The sequence below is a fragment of the Pseudomonas sp. PL-6 genome (genome assembly GCF_054110165.1).
The window spans coordinates 3543713-3566564 of sequence record NZ_CM134189.1; the positions used below are offsets into that span (position 1 = coordinate 3543713).

Here is a 22852-nt window from a genome sequence, read left to right on the forward strand (position 1 = left end):
CCATGTCCGACCTACAGTTCGAGAGCAAGAGCCTGCAGCTGGCGGACAGCCCCTGCGAAATCGACATGGACGACCGCAAGCCGAGCCGCTGGGGCCTGTCGCTGGTGCTCGCCGGCTTCGGCGGGTTCATCCTCTGGGCCCTGCTCGCGCCGCTGGATGCCGGGGTAGTGGCCAACGCCACGGTCAACGTCACCGACAACCGTAAGACTATCCAGCACCTGACCGGCGGCTCGGTCGGTGCCATCCTGGTACGCGAAGGCGACCTGGTCGCGCGCAACCAGCCGCTGATCGAGCTGGACGCCACCCGCGCCATCGCCGAGCAGGGCATGGTCAGCGCCCAATACATAGTGGTCAGCACGGTGAAAAGCCGCCTGCAGGCCGAGCGCGACGGTGCCGAGCAGGTGGAGTTCGATCCTGAACTGCTCAGCCGTTTCGCCGGCGACCCACGTCTGGATGCCTCGGTCGCCCTGCAGCAGCGCCTGTTCGCCACCCGCCGCGCGGCGCTGAGCGGCGAGGCCGAGATTCTCCGCGAGAACATCCGCGGCGCCGAGGAGCAGCTCAAGGGCCTGCGCCAGGTGCAATACTCGCGCAATTCGCAGATCAAGCTGCTCAACCAGGAACTCGACGGCGTGCGCAGCCTGGCCGCCGAAGGCTACGTGACCCGCAATCGCATGCTCGAACTGGAGCGCAACGCCGCCGAACTGAGCGCCTCGCTGGCGCAGAACGTCGCCGACAGCGGGCGTACGCGCAACCAGATCGCCGAAATCAAGCTGCGCATCCTGCAACTGGAACAGGACTTCCAGAAGGAAGTGCAATCGCAACTGACCGAGGCGCAGAAAGAGGCCGCCGCCCTCGCCGACCGCCTGCGCGCGCTGGACTACGAGGTGACCAACACGGTGATCCGCTCGCCCATCGACGGCGTGGTACTGGGGCTGTCCGCCTCCACCATCGGCGGGGTGATCCAGGCCGGCTCGCGGATCATGGACGTGGTGCCGGCCAACGAGCCGCTGCAGGTGGACGCCATGGTGCCGGTGCAGGCCATCGACAAGATGCAGCCCGGCCTGCCGGTGGACATCGCCTTCCCCGCCTTCAACCACGCGCAGACGCCGAACATCCCCGGCCGCGTGCTGACCATCTCCGCCGACCGCCTGATCGACGAGGCCAACAAGCAGCCCTACTACCTGGCCCAGGTCGAGGTGACCGCCGAAGGCATGGACAAGCTCGGCAGCAACCGTATCCGCCCCGGCATGCCGGCCACCGTGACGATCAAGACCGGCGAACGCAACCTGATGAGTTACCTGATGAAACCCCTGCTCGACCGCATTGATGGAGCCTTCAAGGAGCAATGACATGCTCATGCGTCAAACGCTGTTCGGCCTCTGCTGCCTGGCCGCCGTGCCCGTCCACGCCCTCGATCTGCTGCAGGCCTGGGAGCAGCTGCAACTGCAGGGCCCGACCTACCGCGCGGCCATCCACGAGCGCGACGCCGGCCTGGAAAACCGTGCCATAGGCAAGGCCGGGCTGCTGCCGCAGATCACCGCGCGGGCCAGCAAGAGTCGGGTCGACGGCACCCAGGAGCAGGAAAACCTGCTCGGCCAGAGCATCGAAAACGATCTGGACTACGACTCGCAGAACCTCAGCCTGCAGCTGCGCCAGCCGCTGTACAACCGCCAGAAGATGGTCGAGTACCGCCAGGGCAAGCAGCGCGCCAGCTACAGCGAGGCGGTGTTCGACGCCAAGACGCAGAACGTCGCCGTGCGCCTGGCCAGCCGCTACTTCGACGTGCTGCTGACGCGCGAGACCATCGATCTGTCGCGCGCCAAGCTCAAGGCCTTCGAGCAGCAGGTGGCCGCCGCGCAGCGCCGTTTCGACCTGGGCGACGGCACCATCACCGACGTCGACCAGGCCACCGCGCGGCGCGACCTGGCCCAGGCCGAGGTAATCGAAGCCGAGGACAACCTGGTGGTCGCCCTGCGCCTGCTGGAGGAACTGCTCGGCGACATCCCCCGACAGCTCGCCACCCTCCAGGCGGACTTTCCCACTCCGCCGCTGCAGCCTAACAACCTGCAGGACTGGCTGAACAAGGCGCGCCAGAACAACCCCACGCTGCGCGCGCGACAGGTCAACCACGGCCTCGCCGAAGAAGAGGTCAGACGCGCCAGCAGCGGCCACTGGCCGACCCTGGATCTGGTGCTGGGCTATACCGACAGCGAGAGCGACTCGATCTCCACCATCGACCAGACCAACCGCTACAACTCCATCGGCCTGGAATTCAACATGCCGCTGTATGCCGGCGGCGGGGTCAGCGCGCGGGTGCGCCAGGCCACCGCCAGCCGCGAACAGGCTGGCGAGGAGGTCAACGCCGCGCGCGAGGAAGTGTTCTCCGCCACCACCCGCGAGTTCCGCGGCGTGCAGAGCGGCCAGGCGCGCATCCGCGCCCTGGAACAGGCCGTCGCCTCCAGCGAACGGGCGCAGGACTCGGCACGCAAGGGCTTTCTCGCTGGCTCCAGCACCAACGTCGATATCCTCAACGCCGAGGAACAGGTGTTCATCGCCCGCCGCGACCTGCTCGAAGCCAAGCTGCGCTACCTGCTGGCCCGCCTGCAGCTGGCCGCGGCGGTCGGCCTGCTCGGCGAGGACGATATCCTCCAGGCCAATGCCTACCTGGGCCCGGAACTGGCGATCGGTTACTGAGTACGCTCAGCGCCAGTGACGCTGCTGGGTGCGTCGCGTCTGCCCCATGCCCAGCATCCAGGCGAGCAGCAGCGCCAGCGACTCCGCCAGCCAGGCCAGCAGCAAGGCGCAGCTCAGGCCCCAGAGCATCGCCTCGGGAGTCAGCAGCACCTGGTAGCGGTAGGCGTCGAGGGTTTCCTCGAACAGTTCGCCGTCGGCGGCCGTGACCAGGTGCCAGGCCTGGGCGTACCAGGGCCCCTGCATGGCCTGCCACTCGCGCTCCAGCAAGGCCGCGCGCTGCACCAGGTGGGCCACGCTCTGCGCGTCGCTGCGCATCACCGCATCGTCGCTGACCCGGTAGTGCGCGACCAGCGCATCCAGGTCGCCCTTGAAGAAGCGCCGCGCGGTGTCCTGAAAGCCCTTGAGGCTCTGCTGCGACTCCAGGCGATGGGCCTCGACGCGCTTGCCGTAGTCGTCGACGAAGCCCGGCACCTGCACGCCGAGCAGCAGACCGCAGGCGAACAGCACCAGGCGCAGATAGCTTCGCAACATCCTTCCCCCCTCAGAGCTTGTGAATAAATCTACTGCGCTGGGCATCTCACGTTTCGGCTGTGCTCGCAATGCTCATGTATTTCAATACACTCCGCTTGCTGCGCGCAGGCGAAACGCGACCTGCCTTCGCTCGCGACGATTTCTTCACAAGCTCTCAAGCCTTGCCGTCGGCGATACATTCGCCACGGCGCCACAGCCGCCACTCGCCCGGCTGGTACAGCGTCCATTGTTCGTTGTCGGTCAGCGGCTCGGTAGCGATCACCGTGACCACGTCGTTCGGCGTGGTTTCGGCCTGGAAATCCACCTTGAGGTCGGCGTCCTTGAGCTGCGCCGGGCCGAAGGGCGCGCGCCGGGTGATATGCGCCAGCTTGCTCGAGCAGAAGCTGAACAGCCAGTCGCCGTCGCTGAGCAGGCAGTTGAACACGCCGAGCTGGCGGTAGCTGGCGCAGGCCGCCACCAGCACCGGCAGCAGCATCTCCACCGACACCGGCTCGGGAAAGGCGCGGCGCACCCGGTTGAGCAGGTCGCAGAAGGCCGCCTCGCTGTCGGTGTCGCCCACCGGCCGGTAGAAACTGGTGGCACCGACCAGGCCGGTCAGCTGGCCGTTGTGGGCGAAACACCAGTTGCGCCCCCACAACTCGCGAACGAAGGGATGGGTATTGGCCAGGCACACCTGGCCGACGTTGGCCTGGCGGATATGGCCGATCACCACCTCGCTCTTGATCGGGTAGCGCTGCACCAGCTGCGCCACCTCCGACTCGCTGCTCGCCCGCGGATCCTGGAACAGACGCAAGCCCCGGTCTTCGTAGAAACCGATGCCCCAGCCGTCGCGGTGCGGCCCGGTGCGCCCGCCGCGCTGCATCAGCCCGGTGAAGCTGAAGACGATATCGGTGGGGACGTTGGCGCTCATGCCGAGCAATTCGCACATCGAGTCAGTTCTCCTCGCCGAGGGCACGGCGCAGTTGCTCGGCCTCGGCTTGCAGGCGTGCCTGCAAACGCCGACGGCCCAGGGGCAGGAAACGCACCAGCAGGCGCCAGAGCAGCGCCGGCAGATCGCCGCGGCGTCGCGGGATCAGGTGCAGATGCAGGTGCGGCACGTGCTGGTTGGAATCGGGGCCGTCGTTGATCAGCAGGTTGATCCCCTCGCGGCCGTAGCCCGCCGCGCGCAACGCCGCCGCCATCTTGTCAGCCAGGGCCAGCAGACGGTCGCGCACTGCAGCCGGCAGATCCTCGAGGAAGGGGGCATGGGCGCGGCTGACGATCAGCACGTGCGCCGGGCGCATGGGAAAGATATCCAGCAGGACGATGAAATCCTCGTCCCGGTACAGTTGGTGCGCCGGCAAACGGCCAGCGGCGATGGCGCAGAATACGCAGTCCATGAGGCCTCCCATCCACGATGGCCATCATGCTGACCGGCTAACCGGCCAGGCGCAAGGGTCAGAGGCGCGGTTCCAGCCGGCCGCCGCGCTCGTAGCGATGTGCCAGGCGCTCGTCGTCCTGTTCCATCAGCTCGCGCAGGGTGCGCGGGTCTTCGTCTTCCACCACAGTCTCCTCGCGGCGCCCCTGCCACCAGCGCTCGATGGGCCAGCGCACGGCGACGAAGACCAGGTAAAGGGCGAAGGCGATCAGACTGTAGAGGGCCAGGTCGGCCACCGCCCGCCAGGCGTTGTTGCCCACCTTGAGCAGCAGGTCCATGGCGGTCACCGCGATGGCCGGGGCGAACAACTCGCGCGCCGGGTCGACTATGGTCGGGCTCAGCAGCAGCACCGCCACCAGCACCCGCAACGGCTCGCGCAGGTAGCGCCACATCCAGCTGGTCATGCGCAGCCACACCAGCAGGCAGCCGAGGGCGGCGACGCCATAGGCGGCCCAGGCGAGCAGATAGTCGTTCTCGTTCATCATAAAGCGGCGATCCTGGCCTCGAAGTTGGCGGGGCTGACGGAGGGGCGCTTATGATAACGGCTTTTCCCCGGCCCGGCGCCCCTGCCGTCGGCCGCGCCGCCCTGGAGTCGTCGCATGATCGCTGCCCCCATCGCCCGCCAAGAATCCGGCGCCGATCCCTATCGCTGGCTGGAGAATCGCGATAGCGACGAGGTGCTCGACCACCTGCGCGCCGAAAACGCCTACCTGGAGGCCGAGCTGGCGCCGCAGCAGGCGCTGCGCGAGCGGCTGTTCGAGGAGATCAAGGGACGCATCCGCGAAACCGACCTGTCGCTGCCGGTGCCCTGGGGCGACTACCTCTACTTCCAGCGCACCACCGCCGGCGACGAATACCCGCGCCACTATCGCTGCCGCAAACCGGCGGACGGCTCGCTGACCCTCGACGCCGCCAGCGAGCAGCTGCTGCTCGACCCCAACGCCCTGGCCGGCGGCGGCTACCTGGCGCTCGGCGCCTTAAGCATCAGCCCGGACCAACGCCGTCTGGCCTACAGCCTGGATCGCAGCGGCGACGAGATCTACCGCCTGTTCGTCAAGGAACTGGACAGCGGCCAGATCCAGGAGCTGCCCTTCGACGACTGCGACGGCAGCATGACCTGGGCGAACGACAGTCAGACGCTGTTCTTCACCGAACTGGACGACACCCACCGCCCCTACAAGCTGTACCGCCACCGCCTCGGTGCGGATGGCGCCGAAGCGGTGTTCGAGGAGGGCGACGGGCGCTTCTTCCTACACTGCTACCGCTCCAGCTCCGAGCGCCAGCTGATCCTCCAGCTCGGCAGCAAGACCACCAGCGAAGTCTGGGTACTGGATGCCGAACGGCCGCAGGACGCCTTCGTCTGCCTGGCGCCACGCGAGGAAGGCCACGAGTACGATGTCGACCACGGTCTGCAGGACGGCGCCTGGAGCTGGCTGATCCGCAGCAACCAGAGCGGCATCAACTTCGCCCTCTACGCCGCCGACGAAGCCGCACCGCAGCGCCCGCACTGGCGTGAAATCCGCGCCCACGACCCGGCGGTGATGCTCGAAGGCGTCACCCTCAACCGCGACGCCCTGGTGCTGAGCCTGCGCGAGGGCGGCCTGCCGGTGCTGGAAGTGCAGCCGCAGGGCGCGGCCGCCTACCGGGTGCAACTGCCGGACGCCGCCTACAGCCTGCACGTGCAGGACGGCCTGGAGTTCCACAGCACGGTGATCCGCCTGCGCTACGAGGCCCTCGGCCGCCCGGCGCAGATCCGCCAGCTGGAGCTGGCCACGGGCGCCCAGCAGGTGCTCAAGCAGACCCCAGTGGAAGGCCCCTTCGATGCCGAGGCCTACGAGAGCCGCCGGCTGTGGGCCACCGCGGCCGATGGCACGCAGGTGCCGATCAGCCTGGTGGCACGTCGCGAGGTGCTCGCCGCCGGCACGCCGGCGCCGCTCTACCTCTACGGCTACGGCGCCTACGGCGAGAGCCTCGATCCCTGGTTCTCCCATGCCCGCCTGAGCCTGCTCGAGCGCGGTTTCGTCTTCGCCATCGCCCACGTGCGCGGCGGCGGCGAGATGGGCGAGGCCTGGTACCGCGCCGGCAAGCTGGAGCACAAGCCCAACACCTTCGGCGACTTCATCGCCTGCGCCGAACACCTGATAGACGCCGGCCTGACCACCCCGGTGCAGCTCGCCATCAGCGGCGGCAGCGCCGGCGGCCTGCTGATCGGCGCGGTGCTCAACCAGCGCCCGCAGCTGTTCGCCGCGGCCATCGCCGAGGTGCCCTTCGTCGACGTGCTCAACACCATGCTCAACCCGGAGCTGCCGCTCACGGTGACCGAGTACGACGAATGGGGCGACCCCAACCAGCCCGAGGTGTTCGCGCGGATCCAGGCCTACGCACCCTACGAGAACGTGCGCGCGCAGGCCTACCCGGCGATCCTCGCAGTGGCCGGCTACAACGACAGCCGCGTGCAGTACTGGGAAGCGGCCAAGTGGGTGGCACGGCTGCGTGAGCGCAAGACCGACGCCAACCTGCTGCTGCTCAAGACCGATCTGGAGGCCGGCCACGGCGGCATGAGCGGGCGCTACCAGGGCATCCGCGACGTGGCCCTGGAATACGCGTTCCTGTTCAAGGTGCTGGGCCTCGCCGAAGGCTGACCGAGCAATCAGCTTTCGTTCGCCAGCTGCGGAATCTGATCTAGGCTGAAGGCACGCTTATGGCGAAAGGCCATAAGTGTCCTTTTCCTGCCTGCCGCCAAGGAAGATCCGCCATGAAGAGTTGGAAGATTCGCACCCACCTGTTGCTGCTCGCCGGCGCCCTGCTCAGCGCCCTGCTGGCCGTCGGCCTGCTCGGCCTGCACGGGCTGAAAGCCACCGTCGGCGGGCTGCAGACCGTCTACCTGGATCGCGTGGTGCCGCTGCGCGACCTCAAGCTGATCGCCGACCTCTACGCGGTGAACATAGTCGACGCCACGCACAAGGCGCGCAGCGGCGAGCTGACCGGCCACGCCGCGCAGCAACTGATCGAACAGGCCCAGCAGCGCATCGCGCAGACCTGGCAGGCCTACCTGGCCACCGAGCTGATCGCCGAGGAACGCCGCCTGATCGAGCAGATCGCCCCGCTGATGGAGCGCGCCGGGCCGCCGCTGGAGCAGCTGCAGAGCCTGCTCGCCCGTGGCGACCAGGCGGCGCTGGAGCGCTTCGCCGGCAGCGAGCTGTACCCGCTGATCGACCCGCTGTCGGCCAAGTTCGCCGAGTTGATCGAGGTGCAACTGGTGGAGGCCAAGCACCAGTTCCAGCTGGGCGAGGCGGAGTACGCCGCCAATCTGCGCCTGAGCCTGGCCCTGCTGTTGCTCGCCCTGCTGCTGGGCAGCGCCCATGCGCTGTATTTCAGCCGCCGCCTCAGCCGCCAGCTGGGTGCCGAACCCGGCGAGCTGGAGGCGATCAGCGCGCGCATCGCCGCCGGTCGCCTGGATGGCGCGCCGGCGGACGGCCGCGCCAGCAGCGGGGTGATGAAGTCGGTGCAGGCCATGCGCCACGGCCTGCACGACGTGATCGGCAATATCGGCGAGGCCTCCGAGCAGATCGAGTGCGCCACCCTGCAGCTGGCCGCCTCCTCCGAACAGGTGCTCAACAGCGCCAATATCCAGAGCGACACCGCCGCGGCGATGGCCGCGACCATGGAGCAGCTGGCGGTGAGCATCAACCATATCGCCGAAAACGCCCAGCACACCCACGACCGCGCGCAGCAGGCCGGCGAGCTGACCGACAGCGGCCTGGCGGTGACCGGCCAGGCCATCGAAGAAATCCGCCGGGTCGCCGCCCTGGTGGCGCAGTGCTCGGCGGACATCCAACGATTGGCGGCACAATCGGGCAATATCGGCGCCATAGTCGAGGTGATTCGCGGCATTGCCGAGCAGACCAACCTGCTCGCGCTGAACGCCGCCATCGAGGCCGCGCGCGCCGGCGAGCAGGGCCGCGGTTTCGCCGTGGTCGCCGACGAGGTGCGCAGCCTGGCCGGGCGCACCGCGCAATCCACCACCGAGATCGTCGCCCTGGTCGAGGCCATCCACGGCGGCGTGCGCCAGGCGCACGGCAGCATGGCGGCGACTTGCGCGGGCGTCGACAACGGCCTGCAGCTGGTCGAACGCAGCGCCGCGGCGATGGGTGAGATCCGCCAGGCGCTGGACGAATCGCTGCAGTCGGTCGGCAGCATCGCCACCGCCCTGCAGCAGCAGCGCGCCGCCAGCGAGCAGGTGGCGCAGAACGTCGAACAGGTGGCGCAGATAGTCGAGGAGAACTCCGCGGCGCAGGGCGGCATAGTCCAGGCCATCCGCGCGCTGCAGGGCATGTCGGAGCGCCTGCAGGGGGTGATGCGCCGCTTCAGCTTCTGAGCGCCCGTGCAGGCGAGAGCGTGAACGGCCTCGAGAAACGCCGCGGCAGGCGACCAACAGCGATTGGCAACGCCTGCCGTTGCGGCTAAGGTCGCCTCCCCGCTCTCGCCATACCGCCCGACCATGCCCGACACTTCCCACCTGATCGACGCCATCCGCGACATGCTGCTGGACTGCGGCCTGTTCGACCAACTGCCGGCCGGCGACGTCCTCACCGCTGCCGGCTATTTCAGCCTGAGCAAGATCGACGAAGGCACGCTGATCTTCCGCGAGGGCGATGCCGGCACCTTCATGTGCATCCTCCAGCAGGGCGCCGTCTCGGTGCGCAAGACCAACGTCAGCGGCGAGGAGGTGGAGATCACCTGCCTGCGCAAGGGCCGCGCCTTCGGCGAAATGGCCGTGCTCGACGGCGAACGACGCTCGGCCACCTGCGTCGCGGCCAGCGACAGCGTGCTGCTGACCCTGGGCAAGGACGCCCTGGACAAGATGCTGCAGGAAGCACCCAAAGCCGCCGCCCAGGTCATCCGCGCCATCGCCGTAGGCATGTCGAAACGCCTGCGCATGGCCGACGGCCAGCTGGTCAACCAGGTCTAGTCCCGCTTCTGCCCCGGCTCGACCGGTTGACGATTGCGCTGCAGCTGCTGTTCCAGCAGCGGGATGGCCTGATCCTTCGGCGCTTGCGGCGCCAGCCGCGGCAGGCTCTGCCCCTGCGGTGGCGGTAGCAAGGGCGCCGTCCCCGGCCCCTGGCGCTGAATCGGCGCACTTTGCGGCTGACCGTAGGGTTGCGGCGTGGCGGTGCCGGGCGCGCCGGCGGCGGGCGACGTCGGCATGCGCGGCGGTTGCTGGGTCTGGGCCAGTGCGGCGGCGGCGCAGGCCAGGATCGAGGCGGCAAGTATCGAGCGACGCATGATGGGGCTCCTGATCGGCGAGCTTTCGTTCTATTCTGGCAGCATCCGAACGCCAACGTTCGCCACCCGAGCACGAGCCACGCCATGAGCACCACCAGCAAGCTGGACCAGATCCTCGCCGAGGCGCAACGGCGCCGCGAAACCAGCTACCGCGAAAAAGCCCTGAAGATGTACCCGCATATCTGCGGGCGCTGCGGCCGCGAGTTCAGCGGCAAGCGCCTGAGCGAGCTGACCGTGCACCACCGCGACCACAACCACGACAACAACCCGGAAGACGGCTCCAACTGGGAACTGTTGTGCCTGTACTGCCACGACAACGAGCATCAGCGCCAGGTCGACCTGCACTACCAGAAGGAAGAAGCCGCCAGCGCCGGCTCCGGCAGCAAGGTCACCCACAAGGCGCTGGCCGGGCTGGAGGCGCTGCTCAAGCGTTAGAGAAGCGGGGGCGGTGCCGGCTTCTCCGTAGGTCGCGCCGCCGCCTTGGTCTCAGCGCAGCAACCGCGTATCCAGCACCCGCGACGGCCCGCCCATGACGTTCTCGACGATGTCGATGAAATCCTCGGTGCTGGCCTTGTCCAGGCGCATCAGGCCGCGGGTCACGTCGTCCAGCGAACGCGGCTGCGTATTGCCCTTGGTCTTCTGGCGGATTTCCCGATCCAGCTCCTGCAGCAGCAGCACCGCGCGCGCGGTGACCGGGCCGGTGGCGCGCGCGGTGCGCAGGCTCTTCACCGGCTTGCTCCAGCGCGTCAGTTGCTCGCGCATCTTCTGGTAGCGGTCCTCGCCGATACCGCCGGCACGGCGCATCAGTTCGATGGCGTAGTACTCGGCCAGACCCTCAGTGATCCAGTCGCTACGGTCGCGCGACTGGATGCGGCTGAACACATGGACCAGCTCGTGCACCAGCGAGCTGGTGCCGTTCTCGCTGACCAGCGGCCGGTCCGCGTGCATGTAGTAGGAATTGGCCGCCGACAGGCCGCCGCGCCACATCGGGTCGCCGGCGCCGACGATCAGCAGCTTGGCCGGATCGCGCGGGAACACCGCCTGCATTTCGGGCCAGACGAAGGTCAGCAGGGTCATGATGTCCATGCGCCGCATGCCCTCGCCCACCGGCGCGGCGATGGCGACATCGGTCTCGCCGAGGCGGGCGCGGCGGGTGCCGAGTTTGCCGGCGACCAGCCAGCCGGTGGGGCGGTCGAACTTGCGCAGCGGGTTGTCGATGCGAAAGCGATTCTTGCCGATGCGCGGCCAGCCGGTTTCCACGCTTTTCCAGCCCTTGGGCAGCTCGAACTGTAGGCGCGCCACCAACTCGGTCTTGTCCTGCTGGCGCAGCACGGCGCTGGGCACCAGGTCGTCACCACGCAGCAGCGCCCAGTCCTCGGTCATCCGCGCATCGAAGCTCCCCGGCTGGCGCTCGTGGTCGATGCGCACCTTGTAGCTCAGGCGGCTCTTGCCGGCGGCCGGCTGCCAAATGCCGCGCTCGGGCTGCTCCTGCTGCCACTGGCCGTCGGCGGAAAAGTCGCTGTAGCGGCCCTCCTTGCCCAGGTCGAAGTCCAAGCTGAGCACGCGCTCGCCCTGCTCCAGGGTCAGACTGACTTCGGCCTGGTTGGTTTCGGGCAGAAAGCGCACGCGATAGTCCAAATCGACCTTATGCGTGGCCGCCCAGGTCGGCAGGCTCAGACTCAGTAACAGCAGGGACAACAAGGGGTAACGAACGGGCATCGCGCAAAGCTCCTGATGCGGTGGGAAGCGGCGATCCGATATGACCGCGACGCCCTCGGGCAATTCCATGGCTGGGCGCACAGATTTGCCACGAAGCCCGGCGCCGATCAACCGGCGCGAAAGATCAGGTGCTCTTCCCAGTCGTCTTCGGCCACGCTGTTCTCACTGAGCATGCGCCCGGACTGCGAGATGCGCTCGATATGCACCGCCTCCGGATCGCCGCAGACCAGGTGGTGCCACAGCGGCAGGTCCTTGCCCTCGCTGACCAAGCGGTAGGCGCAGGTCGGCGGCAGCCACTGGAACTGGTCGGCCTGCGCCGGGGTGAGCTGGATGCAGTCGGGCACCTGCTTGGCGCGGTTGGCGTAGTCGCTGCAGCGGCAGCTCTTGAGATCGAGCAGCTTGCAGGCGATGCGGGTGTAGTAGACGGCGCCGTCGTCCTCGTCTTCGAGCTTCTGCAGGCAGCACAGACCGCAACCGTCGCACAGCGACTCCCACTCGTCCTGATCGAGCTGGGCGAGGGTCTTGCGTTTCCAGAAGGGTTCGACTTTGGCGGCCATGGCGACAGGCAGAAGCTCGGAGGAGAAAAGCGCGGCAGTCTAGCCCGAGCGCCGGTCACGGCCAAGCGGCGGATGCCGAACGGCAGCGCTTGGGCTCAGTAGCCGCGGGCGAACGCCACCTCGCCGCGCAGCGCCTCGCCGGCCTGCCAGCGCGCCAGGTTGTCGAGAAACAGCGCGGCCATCAGCGCCGGCTCGGTGGGCGCAGCGCTGTGCCCGGTGAGCAGCAGACGCGGCGCGTTCCAGAACGGATGGCCAGGTGGCAGCGGCTCCTCGCGGCAGACGTCGATCACCGCGCCGGCCAGTTGGCCCTGCTCCAGCGCCGCCACCAGATCGGCATCGACCACCGCGGCGCCGCGCCCGGCATTGATCAGCAGCGCCTCGGGGCGCAGCCGAGCCAGCAGCTCGGCGTCGTACAGATCGCGGGTGGCCGGGGTATCGGGCAGCAGGTTGATCACATAGTCGGCCCAGGCGACCAGGCGCGGCAGCTGATCCAGGCTGGCCACCTCGACGAAGGGCGGCTGCTGGCGCGGCGCGCTGGCCACGCCGCGCAGCTGCAGACCGAAAGGCGCGAGAAACTGCGCCACGGCCTGACCGATATCGCCACAGCCGACGATCAGCGCCCGCCGCCCGGCCAGGCTGCGCGGCAGGCTGTGCTCCCAGCGCTGCGCCACTTGCGCGGCCAGACGGGCGAACAGGCGCCGTTCATGGGCCAGCAGATGGCCGAGCACATACTCGGCCATCACCTGGCCGAAGATGCCGACGGCGCGGCTCAGGCGATAGTCGCGCGGCAGGTCGGGCGCCAGCAGCGGCGTGATCCCCGCCCAGGTCGACTGCAGCCACTGCGGGCGCAGGCCCTGGCGCAGCAAGGGCACGAGCAGATCAGGCTGGCCCAGCCACAACGGGCAGTCGCCGGCCGCCGCGGCCAGCTCGACGGGGTCGACGCCGGCCAGCAGCGCCAACTCGGGCCGCGCCGCGCGAATCAGCTCGGCGTAGCGCCCGTGGTCGTGCTCGGCGATCAGCAGGCGCATGGTTCAGACTGGGTCGTTGCGACGCAGCAGTTCGTCCGGGAGGTGCTCGATGTACTCCTCCTCCGGCGGCGGCATCTGCAGGTGGTAGCCCTGCTTCTCCAGGTTCTCCAGCACCTGGGCGATGTCCTCGCGAGCCAGTTGCCGCTCGGGGCTGAGCACCAGGTCGAAGGCGTGCACCGGCGCGCCGAACACGCCAAGCAGGCCCTCCGGTACCCGGCTCAGGGCGTCGGCCTTGAGCACGTAGAGGTACATCTCGTTCTTGCGTGGGCTCTTGTAGATGGAACAGATGCGTTTCACGCGGATTCTCCTTCGGCGGCCAGGCAGTCGAGCAGCGCTTGGCCCATCAACTCCCGGCGCCAACCGCGCAGGGACTCGGGCAATTGGTAGGGACCGCTGGGGTAGCCGCTCTTCAGCAGGGCTTCCAGGGTCTTCTTGCGCAGCATCAGCTCGGGCACTATCTCTAGGCGCTCGCCCTCGCGCTGGCCGATGGCACGCAGTTTCTTCAGCAGCGCCGAAGCCTCCACCGGCAACGGCTCGGGCAGCGCCTCGGGCCACTCGCCCGGCGGCAGCGCGGCGGCCTCGCGGATCAGCGCCAGCAGGGTCTCGCCGTCCTGGCGCACGGTCTTCGGGTGCATGTCCTCGATGCGCGCCAGGGCCACCAGGTTGTCCGGCTGAGTGCGCGCCAGCGGCCACAGCGAATGCTCGCGCAGGATGCGGTTGCGCGGCTGGTTGCGCGCCCGCGCCTCGCGCTCGCGCCAGGCGCACAGCGCGCGCAGCACGGCGAGTTGCTGACGCGACAGCTTCCAGGCCAGCTTGGCCTCGCGCCAGGCCTGCTCCGGGTCGACCTCGCGGCCGAGGCCGGCGACCAGTTCGGCGCCATCCTCCAGCACCCAGGCATACTTCTCCGGCGACAGGCGGGCGGTCAGCGCCTGGTACACCTCCGCCAGGTGCAGCACGTCCTCGGCGGCGTAGCTCACCTGGGTCTGCGACAGCGGCCGCTGCAGCCAGTCGGAGCGGGTCTCGCCCTTGGGCAGCTCGATGCCCAGCAGCGCCTGCACCAGGCGCGAGTAGCCCATGGAGAAGCCCAGGTTGAGGTAGCCGGCGGCCAGCTGGGTATCGAACAGCGGCGTCGGCAGGCTGCCGGTCAGGCGCAGGAAGACTTCCAGGTCCTCGCTGCACGAATGCAGCACCTTGACCACCTGCGGCGCCTGCAGCAGCGCGGCGAAGGGCGCCCAGTCGCCGATGCACAGCGGATCGATCAGGTAGGCCCGCGCGCCCTCGCTGACCTGCAGCAGGCCGGCGATGGGATAGAAGGTGTCGACGCGCATGAACTCGGTGTCCAGCGCGACGAAGGGCAACGCCTGCCAGGCGGCGCAATGCTCGGCCAGGCTGGCGTCGTCGCGAATCCAGTGAATATCGTTAGCCACGCGGCTCTCCCGTGAAGAATGCCGCGCAGTATATATGCCCCGGCCGCCGGACGGGGCAGCGCCCTGCCACTGCGCCGGCGAACTGTGTAACCTGTGCCGCGCATCGCTTGCCCCCGACACGGAAGAACAACAATGAAGAAACTGCTTGCCCTGCTCGTCGTGCTGCTGGCCGCCGCGGCCGGCTATCTGGCCATCACCCCCAGTCCCATCGACCCGCTGGGCTGGGACGCGCCCGCCGCGCCGGCCATGACCGGCGTGCTGGAGCCCAACGACACCCTGATGAAGGCCGAACTGCTGGCCCGCGGCCAGCTGCATGGTCCGGAAGATACCGCCGTGGACGCCGAAGGCCGGGTCTATGCCGGGTTGCACGACGGGCGCATCGTCCACGTGCTGGCAGACGACAGCGTGGAGACCTTCGTCGACACCGGCGGCCGGCCGCTGGGCATGGACTTCGACGCCACTGGCAACCTGATCGTCGCCGACGCCTACGAGGGCCTGCTGAGCATCGACCCACAAGGTAACGTCAAGGTACTGACTACCGAGGCCGAGGGCCTGCCCTTCGCCTTCACCGACGACCTGGATATCGCCAGCGACGGCACCATCTACTTCAGCGACGCCTCCTCGCGTTTCCAACAGCCGGACTACCTGCTCGACCTGCTCGAGGCCCGCCCGCACGGCCGCCTGCTGGCCTATGACCCGGCCACAGGCCAGACCCGCGTGCTGCTCAAGGACCTGTACTTCGCCAACGGCGTGGCGCTGTCGGCGAACGAGGACTTCGTGCTGGTCAACGAGACCTACCGCTATCGCATCACCCGTTACTGGCTCAAGGGCGACAAGGCCGGCCAGCACGATATCTTCATCGACAACCTGCCGGGCCTGCCGGACAACCTGCAGGGCGACCGCAAGGGCACCTTCTGGGTCGCCCTGCCCACCCCGCGCAAGGCCGACGCCGACTTCCTCCACCGTCACCCCTGGCTCAAGGCGCAACTGGCCAAGCTGCCGCGCGCGCTGTGGCCGAAGGCGATCCCTTACGGCTTCGCCATCGCCCTCAACGAACAGGGCGAGATCGTGCGCAGCCTGCACGACACCAGCGGCACCCACCTGCGCATGGTCACCTCGGTGAAACCGGTGGGCGACCATCTGTACTTCGGCAGCCTGGACAACGACCGTATCGGCAAACTGCAGATTCACTGAGCATCGCAGCTGCCCAGGTCACTCACGACCTGGGCAGCCCGCTCAGACCTTCTGGGCAATCCAGATGGTATGCCGCGTGCCCCTGTTGCCATGGGCATACACCTGGACCGCTTCGCCCTTGAAGCCGGCCTTGCGCACCTTCTCCGAAAAGGCCCGGTCGGCGCTGGACGACCACACTGCCAGCATGCCCCTGGGCCTCAGCGCCTTGGCGCACTGGCGCAGGCCATCCATGCTGTACAGCCAGTCATTGCCCTTCTGAGTCAGGCCTTCGGGGCCGTTGTCGACGTCCAGCATGATCGCGTCGTAGCGCTGCTCGGCGGCCTGCAGCACCTTGGCGACGTCCTCCTGAATGATCACTGCACGCGGGTCATTCAACGGATAACCGGACTTCGCCCCGAGCGGGCCACGGTTCCACTCGACCACGCCCGGCACCAGCTCGGCCACCGCCACCTCGGCGTCAGCCCCCAGGTGCTGTAGCGCCGAGGCCAGGGTAAAGCCCATGCCCAGACCTCCGATCAGCACCCGCACCTCTGGCCGGCTCGCGATCTGCTTGCAGGGAATCGCCGCCAGGGCATCTTCCGAGCCGTGCATGCGGGTATTCATCAGCTGCCCGCCATCGCCACCGGCGATCTTGATGACGAAGTCGTCCCCATACTCGAACAGGTTCAGCGCACCATTCGTACCCGGGATCGGAGCGGTGTCGAGCAAGACAAAACGTTTCATGCAGAGCGAAGACCTGTGTAGCGAGCGTGAGGGCAGGCAGCATGCCTGAATCGGCCGGGCAGCACAGCCCCGCCAGAAACGACGAGGCCCCGCGTTGACACGCGAGGCCTCGTGACTACAGCGACGCTGCTTTCAGAGCCTTTTCAAAGTCAGCCTTTGAGCAGGTTCTCAGACCACGCCCTGCGCCAGCATGGCATCGGCGACCTTGACGAAGCCGGCGATATTGGCGCCCTTGACGTAGTTGATCCGGCCCTTCTCCTCGCCGTGGTGCACGCAGGCGTGGTGGATGTTCTGCATGATGCCGTGCAGGCGCTCGTCCACCTCGCCGGCGCTCCAGTGCAGGCGCATGGCGTTCTGGCTCATCTCCAGGCCGCTGGTGGCCACGCCGCCGGCGTTGGAGGCCTTGCCCGGGGCGTAGCAGATGCCGGCCTCGACGAACAGGTCCACCGCTTCCAGCGTCGAGGGCATGTTGGCGCCTTCGGCCACGCAGATACAGCCGCTCCTCAGCAGCGCTCGGGCATCCTCGCCGTTCAGCTCGTTCTGCGTCGCGCAGGGCAACGCGATGTCGCAGGCCAGGCGCCAGGGCCGTTGCCCGGCGAGAAACTGCAGGCCGAAGTGCTCGGCCATCTCGCGCAGGCGGCCGCGACGCTGGTTCTTCAGCTCCATCAGGTACTGCCACTGCTCCTCGTTCAGCCCGCCCTCGGCGTACAGCGTGCCTTCGGAGTCGGACAGCGAGATCACCCGTCCGCCCAGCTCCATGACCTTCTGCGCCGCGTACTGGGCGACGTTGCCGGAGCCGGAAATGGCCACGCGCTGGCCCTCGAAGCCCTGGTCGATGCGCTTGAGCATCTCCTGGGCGAAGTACACGCAGCCATAACCGGTGGCTTCGGGGCGGATCAGGCTGCCACCGTAGCTCAGGCCCTTGCCGGTGAGCACCGAGGTGAACTGGTTGGACAGGCGCTTGTACTGGCCGAACAGGTAGCCGATCTCGCGGGCGCCGACGCCGATATCACCGGCCGGCACGTCCAGATCCGCACCGATATGGCGGTACAGCTCGTTCATGAACGACTGGCAGAAGCGCATCACCTCGCCCTCGCTCTTGCCCTTGGGGTCGAAGTCGGCGCCGCCCTTGCCGCCGCCCATGGGCAGCGAGGTCAGCGAGTTCTTGAACACCTGCTCGAAGGCGAGGAACTTGAGCAAGCCCAGGTTGACCGAGGGGTGGAAGCGCAGGCCGCCCTTGTACGGGCCGATGGCGCTGCTCATCTGGATGCGGTAACCGCGGTTGACCTGCACCTGGCCGCGGTCGTCGACCCAGGGCACGCGGAACAGGATGGCGCGCTCCGGCTCGACCATGCGCTCGAGAATGCCCGCCTCGCGGTAGCGCGGATTGGCCTCGAGGAAGGGCCACAGGCTGCGCACCACTTCCTCCACCGCCTGGTGAAATTCCGGCTGATCGGGATCGCGCTGCTTCAGGCGCGACAGGAAGCTTTCAACGGACAACGACATGCGGCACCTCGACGCCAGGCAGACAGAATGCGCGGCACTCTATCAGCAGCAAAGGCACCAAAACAGATCAATATGTCGCCTTTATGAAACTATTTGGTGCGCAAAACCTATCGGGAAAACCCTCTAAAACAGTGAATTCAGAGCACCCAACAGAAAATCGCACCAGATCGACTCAGATTACGCTCACTTTTCGAGCACACAAGCAGGTGCAACGCCCGGGCTCGGCGCCGGCATCTGCGATGCGGCGCCGTAGAGCAGGCGCTCCATGCCGGCACGGGTATCGAGCATCAGCCGCGGCAGCTCGTCACGGCGGTAACGGCCGGCGTCGATCGGCGCGCCGATCAGCAGCTGCACCGACTGATCCAGGTTGAAGCGCCAAGTGCGCGCCGGCAGCACGTGCTGGATGCCGCGAATGGCCACCGGCACGATGATCGCGTCGGTATCCAGGGCCAGGTGGAAGCAGCCCTTCTTGAACGGCTGCAGGCGGCCATCCGGCGAGCGCGTGCCCTCCGGCGCGGCCCACAGGACGATGCCGCTCTCCATCATCTGCCGCGCCCGCGCCAGGTCGCGCAGCGCTTGTTCATGCTGCTGGCGGGCGATGGAGGGAAAATCGGCGGCGCGCATGGCGCGGCCGAGAAAGGGGATGCGGAACAGCTCGCGCTTGGCCAGCATGCGGATCGAACCGGGCAGGGCGACGAAGCTGGCGGGGATGTCGTAGTGGCTGGCGTGGCTGCACAGGATCAGGTAGCGGCGGCCGTCGCCGAAGTCCGGACAGGCGCCGTGCACCGCCAGGCGCATACGCACCAGGCGCAGCAGCAGCTGCGACCAGCGGCGGGTGTAACGGTCGACGCGGGCGCGGTCGAGCCGACCGACGGCTGCCAGGCCGATCACCCGCAGGCAGAAATACAGGGTCACGGCGAGCGAACCGAGCACCACGCCGACACGGCGGGCCAGGGTCGCACTCTGGGCGATGGGTTGCAGACTCAGCATAAATAGCTCCTTCTTCGCGGGAGATGGCTGCAGCGCAAAGGCTTGGCGTTATGATGCCGGCAATCGCCGCCACGACACAGGAGCCACCATGCCGCTCGCGCAACTGCTCACCCCCGCCCAGCTGCAGCAACGCCTGGGGCAAGCCGAGCTGATCCTGCTCGATTGCCGCTTCGCCCTCGACGACCCGGCCTACGGCCGGCGCAGCTATCTGGAAGGGCATATTCCCGGCGCCTGCTTCGCCGACCTCGAAGAGGACCTGTCCGGGCCGATCGTCAAAGGCGTCACCGGGCGCCACCCGCTGCCCGACCCGGCCCGGCTGAATCAGCGCCTGCGCGACTGGGGCCTGCGCGCGGGCAGCCAGGTGGTGCTCTACGACGACGGCCCCGGCGCCTTCGCCGCACACGCCTGGTGGTTGCTGTTGTGGCTGGGCAAGCGCGACGGCCTGTACCTGCTCGACGGCGGCCTGAAAGCCTGGCGCGAGGCCGGCCTGGCGCTCGACCGGCGGCAACCGACGCCCACCCCCGGCGACTTCGCCGGCCAGGCGGACGCCAGCCTGCTGGTGGACGCCGAGCAACTGACCCGGCGCCTGGGTTCGGCCGATCTGTGCCTGCTCGACGCCCGCGCCCTGCCGCGTTTTCGCGGCGACGTGGAGCCGCTCGACCCGGTCGCCGGGCATATCCCCGGCGCCCAGTGCGCGGCGTTCACCGACAACCTCGACGCCGACGGCTATTTCCTCCCCGCCGAACAGCTGCGCGCGCGTTTCGATGCCCTGCGCGGCGCGCGCCCGGCGCAAGGCCTGGTGGCCTATTGCGGCTCGGGGGTCACCGCCTGCCACAACCTGTTCGCCCTGAGCCTCGCCGGTTATCCGCTGGCGCCGCTCTACGCCGGCTCCTGGAGCGAATGGATCACCGATCAGCGGCGCCCCATCGCCACCGGCGATTGAAGCGGCTTAAGTACCAGCAGGAATATGGCAAATAACCGAAAGCCGAAAACAATTTAAAAACAGCTCTTTACAGTGAAAAGGTCGCACTAGACTTGAGGATGAGCGGCTAACCCCGCTTCCGGTGGGGCCTTTATCAGAACGACGAACAAGGCTGCCAAGCGCCCGGCCCCACCGGCACCCTTCGCGAGGATGCCATGGGAATAGCCGCCTGCGATCTCAGCCAGCACGTCATCCGCCCTACCCTGCTCTACCTGGGGCGTCACTCCGCCGTCGCCGAGGCCCTGCTGCTCGGCACCGCGGCCAGCCAGTCGGCGCTCGGCAGCGCCCTGGACGACCGTCGCGGCCATGGCCTGTACCGCATCGCCGAACAGCGCCACCTGCAGTTGTGGGACCAGCACCTGGCGCGCGACCCGGAGCTGGCCAGCCGGGTGCGTGGCCTGGCCAGCCAGCACGCCTTTCTCGCCGCGCCGCACCTGGAGCTGACGGTCAACCTGCGCTACGCCACCGCCATCGCCTGGCTGCTTATAGAAGCCGAGCAGGCCGAGCTGCCGGACGCCGACGACCTGCTCGGCCTGGCCCGCGTGTGGCGCCAGGTGTTCCAGCCGCAGGGACGGCTGTGCGACTTCATCGACGCCTGGCAGCGCTGGGTCGGTCAGTTCAGTCGGGTCGCCTAGCGGGCAGCACGCCGCACCCCGCGCAGCACAGTCACCACAGGCAGGGTGCCGAGGCGCCGCGGCAAGGCCCGAGAGCGCCGAACACAATCTGTAGCAATGTCCGACAATTCACGAAAATTGTCCGACAATCTCCCCATTTTCTCTGAACTTATGTGGCTTGGCAGGGGTCAGGAAAAACTGTAGCGTGCGCCCCCCGCCTCACCCACAGGAGTTCTCTCGTGAGCAAACGCCTCCTCAAGACCGGCCTGGCCATGGCCATCGCCGCCACCTCGAGCCACGGCCTGGCCAGCGGCTTCGCCATCAACGAACAGAGCGTCAGCGCCATGGGCACCGCCTTCGCCGGGCGTTCCTCGGCCGCCGATGACGCCACCACCGTCTTCGGCAACCCGGCCGGCATGGCCCGCCTCAAGCGCGAACAGGTCAGCGGCGGCCTGGCGGCGATCATCGCCAAGAGCGATATCGACGACGCCGAGAGCACCATCCCCGGTAGCAACGACGGCGACATGGTGCCGTTCGTCGCCGCGCCCATGGGCTATTACGTCAAGCCGCTGGACGAGCAGTGGAGCTTCGGTTTCGGCCTCTACGTGCCCTTCGGCCTGGTCACCGACTACGAGCGCAACTTCCAGGGCCGCGGCTACGCCAACCTCAGCGAAGTGCGGGTGATCACCCTGCAGCCGACCCTCAGCTACCGCTTCAACGACCAGTGGTCGGTCGGCTTCGGCCCCACCCTCAACCATATCGAGGGCCAGCTGACCTCGACCATTCCCAACCCCTTCCTGCCCAGCTCGGCGGCCGGCCAGGTAAAGGTCAAGGGCGACGACTTCGCCATGGGCTTCAACGCCGGCGTGCTGTTCGAACTGAACGCTGCCACCCGCTTCGGCCTGACCTATCACTCCAAGGTGGACTACAAGCTCAAGGGCCACACCAAGGTCGAGAGCGACGGTCTGCTGGCCGGCTCCGCCGGCAAGTACGATGCCAGCCTGGAGCTGCAGACGCCCGAGTCGGTGGATTTCTCGGTGACCCACGCCCTCGACGAGCGCTGGACCCTCTACGCCGGCAGCACCTGGACCCGCTGGAGCCGCCTGCAGGAGATCACCGTGGACAACAAGGGCGTGGCCGGCCCGTTCGCCGCCAACCTCACCACCATCACCGAGGAACAGGGCTGGCACGACACCTGGGCGCATGCCGTGGGCGCCGCCTACCAGCTCAACAAGCAGTGGGTGCTGCGCGCCGGCGTGGCCGTCGACCAGTCGCCGACCAACAATCGGCACCGCTCGCCGCGCATCCCCACCGGCGACCGCACCATCTTCAGCGTCGGTGCCGGCTGGAGCCCGAACGACGACCTGACCCTCGACCTGGCCTACTCCTACCTGATGGAAGAAGACGCCAAGATCGACCTCGACGAGCCGCTCAAGGGCTCCTACCGCGCCACCTACCGGAACAGCGCCCACGGTCTTGGCGCCCAGGTGACCTACCGCTACTAATCGGCGCCGGAGATTGGCTACACTCGCGCGGCAGAACAACAAGAAAAGCCGCGTGAGAACATCATGACTGCCCTCTGCACCACCCTGCCCGACCGCCTGCGCCTGCTGCTGGTGGACGACCACCGGATCTTCCTCGATGGCCTGGCCCTGGCCCTGGCGCCACTCGCCCGAGACCTGCAGGTGCACACCGCGCACAGCGCCGCGGAAGCCGAACAGCGCCTGCGCCAGCATTCCTACGACCTGATCCTGCTCGACCTGCGCCTGCCCGACGAACCCGGCCTGGAGCTGCTGCAGCGCTGGCTGGCACGCGGCGACGCCACCCCGGTGGCGATCCTCAGCGCTAGCGACTCGAGCCTGGATGCCCAGGCCGCGCTGGCCGCCGGCGCGCTCGGCTTCATCCCCAAGAGCGCCGATGGCAACGCCCTGCGCCAGGCGGTCACCCGCGTGCTGCTCGGCGAAACCCTGCCGGCCCCGGCCAGCGCCTCGCCGCTGACCCCGCGCCAACTGGAAATCCTCCAGCTGCTGGCCGAAGGCCTGCCGAACAAGGCCATCAGCCGCCAGCTGGGCCTGGCCGAGGACACGGTGAAAACCCACCTCAAGGCGCTGTTCGAGGTGTTCGCCGTGCACACCCGCACCGCCTGCGTCAGCGCCGCACGCCAGCGCGGCTGGCTGTAATCGG

Annotated in this window: 24 protein-coding genes and 1 pseudogene; 12 read left to right on the forward strand and 13 right to left on the reverse strand. The window is 68.1% G+C overall.

Features of this window, described 5'->3' with window-relative positions; all coding sequences use genetic code 11:
* The first annotated feature begins 2 nt into the window (after positions 1 to 2).
* Both ACW9UL_RS14955 and ACW9UL_RS14960 read left to right on the forward strand, forming a co-directional pair.
* Positions 3 to 1349, forward strand: coding sequence for an HlyD family type I secretion periplasmic adaptor subunit (locus ACW9UL_RS14955; RefSeq protein ID WP_397496914.1), 1347 nt, complete (start codon positions 3 to 5; stop codon positions 1347 to 1349).
* A gap of 1 nt (position 1350) precedes the next feature.
* A complete protein-coding gene (locus tag ACW9UL_RS14960; RefSeq protein ID WP_397496915.1) occupies positions 1351 to 2694 on the forward strand; it encodes a TolC family outer membrane protein in 1344 nt (447 codons plus the stop codon).
* A gap of 6 nt (positions 2695 to 2700) precedes the next feature.
* On the opposite strand, the gene ACW9UL_RS14965 is transcribed toward ACW9UL_RS14960, so the two are convergent.
* The 4 genes from ACW9UL_RS14965 to ACW9UL_RS14980 all read right to left on the reverse strand — a co-directional run bounded on the left by ACW9UL_RS14965 (position 2701) and on the right by ACW9UL_RS14980 (position 5127).
* The gene (locus ACW9UL_RS14965) at positions 2701 to 3225 is read right to left on the reverse strand and encodes a DUF2937 family protein (RefSeq protein ID WP_457787491.1); all 525 of its coding nucleotides are present in this window, start codon (positions 3223 to 3225) and stop codon (positions 2701 to 2703) included.
* Between the two features lie 154 nt (positions 3226 to 3379).
* Complete coding sequence (locus ACW9UL_RS14970; RefSeq protein WP_457787492.1) at positions 3380 to 4153, reverse strand: class II glutamine amidotransferase; 774 nt, start codon at positions 4151 to 4153, stop codon at positions 3380 to 3382.
* Positions 4154 to 4157: 4 nt separating this feature from the next.
* Positions 4158 to 4604, reverse strand: coding sequence for an HIT family protein (locus tag ACW9UL_RS14975; protein ID WP_397496917.1), 447 nt, complete (start codon positions 4602 to 4604; stop codon positions 4158 to 4160).
* A 58-nt stretch (positions 4605 to 4662) separates the two neighbouring features.
* The gene (locus ACW9UL_RS14980; protein WP_457787493.1) at positions 4663 to 5127 is read right to left on the reverse strand and encodes an MFS transporter; all 465 of its coding nucleotides are present in this window, start codon (positions 5125 to 5127) and stop codon (positions 4663 to 4665) included.
* 114 nt (positions 5128 to 5241) lie between these two features.
* On the opposite strand from ACW9UL_RS14980, the gene ACW9UL_RS14985 reads away from it, so the two are divergent.
* From ACW9UL_RS14985 to ACW9UL_RS15000, 4 genes and pseudogenes are all read left to right on the forward strand, one after another.
* The gene (locus ACW9UL_RS14985; protein WP_457787494.1) at positions 5242 to 7284 is read left to right on the forward strand and encodes a S9 family peptidase; all 2043 of its coding nucleotides are present in this window, start codon (positions 5242 to 5244) and stop codon (positions 7282 to 7284) included.
* Between the two features lie 113 nt (positions 7285 to 7397).
* Positions 7398 to 7904: pseudogene (locus ACW9UL_RS14990) on the forward strand (Tar ligand binding domain-containing protein); the annotation flags it as partial.
* Positions 7905 to 8306: 402 nt separating this feature from the next.
* The gene (locus ACW9UL_RS14995) at positions 8307 to 9020 is read left to right on the forward strand and encodes a methyl-accepting chemotaxis protein (RefSeq protein WP_371921466.1); all 714 of its coding nucleotides are present in this window, start codon (positions 8307 to 8309) and stop codon (positions 9018 to 9020) included.
* Positions 9021 to 9143: 123 nt separating this feature from the next.
* On the forward strand, positions 9144 to 9614 hold the full coding sequence (locus ACW9UL_RS15000; RefSeq protein WP_457787495.1) for a Crp/Fnr family transcriptional regulator: 471 nt from the start codon (positions 9144 to 9146) through the stop codon (positions 9612 to 9614).
* Here the strand turns inward: ACW9UL_RS15000 and ACW9UL_RS15005 are convergent.
* Positions 9611 to 9928 (reverse strand): hypothetical protein, encoded by a 318-nt coding sequence (locus ACW9UL_RS15005; RefSeq protein ID WP_457787496.1) that lies wholly within the window; start codon positions 9926 to 9928, stop codon positions 9611 to 9613. The two genes, ACW9UL_RS15000 and ACW9UL_RS15005, sit on opposite strands and share 4 nt — an antisense overlap.
* An 84-nt stretch (positions 9929 to 10012) precedes the next feature.
* On the opposite strand from ACW9UL_RS15005, the gene ACW9UL_RS15010 reads away from it, so the two are divergent.
* On the forward strand, positions 10013 to 10363 hold the full coding sequence (locus tag ACW9UL_RS15010; RefSeq protein WP_122108575.1) for a YajD family HNH nuclease: 351 nt from the start codon (positions 10013 to 10015) through the stop codon (positions 10361 to 10363).
* A 51-nt stretch (positions 10364 to 10414) separates the two neighbouring features.
* Here the strand turns inward: ACW9UL_RS15010 and ACW9UL_RS15015 are convergent, their stop codons facing one another.
* The 5 genes from ACW9UL_RS15015 to rnd form a co-directional block, all read right to left on the reverse strand.
* Entirely contained in the window at positions 10415 to 11647 is a 1233-nt protein-coding gene (locus tag ACW9UL_RS15015; RefSeq protein WP_122108576.1) for a hypothetical protein, read from the reverse strand.
* A gap of 107 nt (positions 11648 to 11754) precedes the next feature.
* Positions 11755 to 12204, reverse strand: coding sequence for a YcgN family cysteine cluster protein (locus ACW9UL_RS15020; protein WP_122108577.1), 450 nt, complete (start codon positions 12202 to 12204; stop codon positions 11755 to 11757).
* A gap of 95 nt (positions 12205 to 12299) precedes the next feature.
* Positions 12300 to 13232: a D-2-hydroxyacid dehydrogenase gene (locus ACW9UL_RS15025; RefSeq protein WP_457787497.1), complete on the reverse strand. Its 933-nt coding sequence runs from the start codon at positions 13230 to 13232 to the stop codon at positions 12300 to 12302.
* Between the two features lie 3 nt (positions 13233 to 13235).
* Complete coding sequence (locus tag ACW9UL_RS15030) at positions 13236 to 13529, reverse strand: YcgL domain-containing protein (RefSeq protein ID WP_021446077.1); 294 nt, start codon at positions 13527 to 13529, stop codon at positions 13236 to 13238.
* Positions 13526 to 14659, reverse strand: coding sequence for a ribonuclease D (gene rnd, locus ACW9UL_RS15035; RefSeq protein WP_457787498.1), 1134 nt, complete (start codon positions 14657 to 14659; stop codon positions 13526 to 13528). The genes ACW9UL_RS15030 and rnd overlap by 4 nt, the downstream gene beginning before the upstream one ends.
* 132 nt (positions 14660 to 14791) lie before the next feature.
* On the opposite strand from rnd, the gene ACW9UL_RS15040 reads away from it, so the two are divergent.
* The gene (locus ACW9UL_RS15040) at positions 14792 to 15853 is read left to right on the forward strand and encodes an SMP-30/gluconolactonase/LRE family protein (RefSeq protein WP_457787499.1); all 1062 of its coding nucleotides are present in this window, start codon (positions 14792 to 14794) and stop codon (positions 15851 to 15853) included.
* A gap of 42 nt (positions 15854 to 15895) precedes the next feature.
* Here the strand turns inward: ACW9UL_RS15040 and ACW9UL_RS15045 are convergent, their stop codons facing one another.
* From ACW9UL_RS15045 to ACW9UL_RS15055, 3 genes are all read right to left on the reverse strand, one after another.
* Positions 15896 to 16576: a spermidine synthase gene (locus ACW9UL_RS15045; protein ID WP_457787500.1), complete on the reverse strand. Its 681-nt coding sequence runs from the start codon at positions 16574 to 16576 to the stop codon at positions 15896 to 15898.
* A gap of 168 nt (positions 16577 to 16744) precedes the next feature.
* Positions 16745 to 18082 carry an NADP-specific glutamate dehydrogenase gene (gene gdhA, locus ACW9UL_RS15050; protein ID WP_457787501.1) on the reverse strand — a complete coding sequence of 446 codons (1338 nt, stop codon included), beginning with the start codon at positions 18080 to 18082 and terminating at the stop codon, positions 16745 to 16747.
* Positions 18083 to 18265: 183 nt separating this feature from the next.
* Positions 18266 to 19072: a lysophospholipid acyltransferase family protein gene (locus tag ACW9UL_RS15055; protein ID WP_457787502.1), complete on the reverse strand. Its 807-nt coding sequence runs from the start codon at positions 19070 to 19072 to the stop codon at positions 18266 to 18268.
* Between the two features lie 88 nt (positions 19073 to 19160).
* Between ACW9UL_RS15055 and ACW9UL_RS15060 the strand changes: the two genes are divergently transcribed.
* From ACW9UL_RS15060 to ACW9UL_RS15075, 4 genes are all read left to right on the forward strand, one after another.
* Positions 19161 to 20015, forward strand: coding sequence for a sulfurtransferase (locus ACW9UL_RS15060; RefSeq protein WP_457787503.1), 855 nt, complete (start codon positions 19161 to 19163; stop codon positions 20013 to 20015).
* Between the two features lie 194 nt (positions 20016 to 20209).
* Positions 20210 to 20689, forward strand: a complete 480-nt coding sequence (locus ACW9UL_RS15065; RefSeq protein WP_021442621.1) for a hypothetical protein — start codon at positions 20210 to 20212, stop codon at positions 20687 to 20689.
* 218 nt (positions 20690 to 20907) lie between these two features.
* Positions 20908 to 22173, forward strand: coding sequence for an OmpP1/FadL family transporter (locus ACW9UL_RS15070; protein WP_457787504.1), 1266 nt, complete (start codon positions 20908 to 20910; stop codon positions 22171 to 22173).
* Positions 22174 to 22236: 63 nt separating this feature from the next.
* Entirely contained in the window at positions 22237 to 22848 is a 612-nt protein-coding gene (locus ACW9UL_RS15075; protein WP_021442619.1) for a response regulator transcription factor, read from the forward strand.
* The last annotated feature ends 4 nt before the right edge of the window (positions 22849 to 22852 follow it).

Bases quoted from the DNA above. Each gene is read 5' to 3' on its own strand.
- gdhA (WP_457787501.1), bottom strand. From the start codon at position 18,082: ATGTCGTTGTCCGTTGAAAGCTTCCTGTCGCGCCTGAAGCAGCGCGAT.
- ACW9UL_RS14980 (WP_457787493.1), bottom strand. From the start codon at position 5,127: ATGATGAACGAGAACGACTATCTGCTCGCCTGGGCCGCCTATGGCGTC.
- ACW9UL_RS14970 (WP_457787492.1), bottom strand. From the start codon at position 4,153: ATGTGCGAATTGCTCGGCATGAGCGCCAACGTCCCCACCGATATCGTC.
- ACW9UL_RS15060 (WP_457787503.1), top strand. From the start codon at position 19,161: ATGCCGCTCGCGCAACTGCTCACCCCCGCCCAGCTGCAGCAACGCCTG.
- ACW9UL_RS14985 (WP_457787494.1), top strand. From the start codon at position 5,242: ATGATCGCTGCCCCCATCGCCCGCCAAGAATCCGGCGCCGATCCCTAT.
- ACW9UL_RS15000 (WP_457787495.1), top strand. From the start codon at position 9,144: ATGCCCGACACTTCCCACCTGATCGACGCCATCCGCGACATGCTGCTG.
- ACW9UL_RS14995 (WP_371921466.1), top strand. From the start codon at position 8,307: ATGGAGCAGCTGGCGGTGAGCATCAACCATATCGCCGAAAACGCCCAG.
- ACW9UL_RS15075 (WP_021442619.1), top strand. From the start codon at position 22,237: ATGACTGCCCTCTGCACCACCCTGCCCGACCGCCTGCGCCTGCTGCTG.
- ACW9UL_RS15045 (WP_457787500.1), bottom strand. From the start codon at position 16,576: ATGAAACGTTTTGTCTTGCTCGACACCGCTCCGATCCCGGGTACGAAT.
- ACW9UL_RS15010 (WP_122108575.1), top strand. From the start codon at position 10,013: ATGAGCACCACCAGCAAGCTGGACCAGATCCTCGCCGAGGCGCAACGG.
- ACW9UL_RS15015 (WP_122108576.1), bottom strand. From the start codon at position 11,647: ATGCCCGTTCGTTACCCCTTGTTGTCCCTGCTGTTACTGAGTCTGAGC.
- ACW9UL_RS14955 (WP_397496914.1), top strand. From the start codon at position 3: ATGTCCGACCTACAGTTCGAGAGCAAGAGCCTGCAGCTGGCGGACAGC.
- ACW9UL_RS15005 (WP_457787496.1), bottom strand. From the start codon at position 9,928: ATGCGTCGCTCGATACTTGCCGCCTCGATCCTGGCCTGCGCCGCCGCC.
- ACW9UL_RS14975 (WP_397496917.1), bottom strand. From the start codon at position 4,604: ATGGACTGCGTATTCTGCGCCATCGCCGCTGGCCGTTTGCCGGCGCAC.
- ACW9UL_RS15040 (WP_457787499.1), top strand. From the start codon at position 14,792: ATGAAGAAACTGCTTGCCCTGCTCGTCGTGCTGCTGGCCGCCGCGGCC.
- ACW9UL_RS15025 (WP_457787497.1), bottom strand. From the start codon at position 13,232: ATGCGCCTGCTGATCGCCGAGCACGACCACGGGCGCTACGCCGAGCTG.
- ACW9UL_RS15055 (WP_457787502.1), bottom strand. From the start codon at position 19,072: ATGCTGAGTCTGCAACCCATCGCCCAGAGTGCGACCCTGGCCCGCCGT.
- ACW9UL_RS14965 (WP_457787491.1), bottom strand. From the start codon at position 3,225: ATGTTGCGAAGCTATCTGCGCCTGGTGCTGTTCGCCTGCGGTCTGCTG.
- ACW9UL_RS14960 (WP_397496915.1), top strand. From the start codon at position 1,351: ATGCTCATGCGTCAAACGCTGTTCGGCCTCTGCTGCCTGGCCGCCGTG.
- ACW9UL_RS15020 (WP_122108577.1), bottom strand. From the start codon at position 12,204: ATGGCCGCCAAAGTCGAACCCTTCTGGAAACGCAAGACCCTCGCCCAG.
- ACW9UL_RS15065 (WP_021442621.1), top strand. From the start codon at position 20,210: ATGGGAATAGCCGCCTGCGATCTCAGCCAGCACGTCATCCGCCCTACC.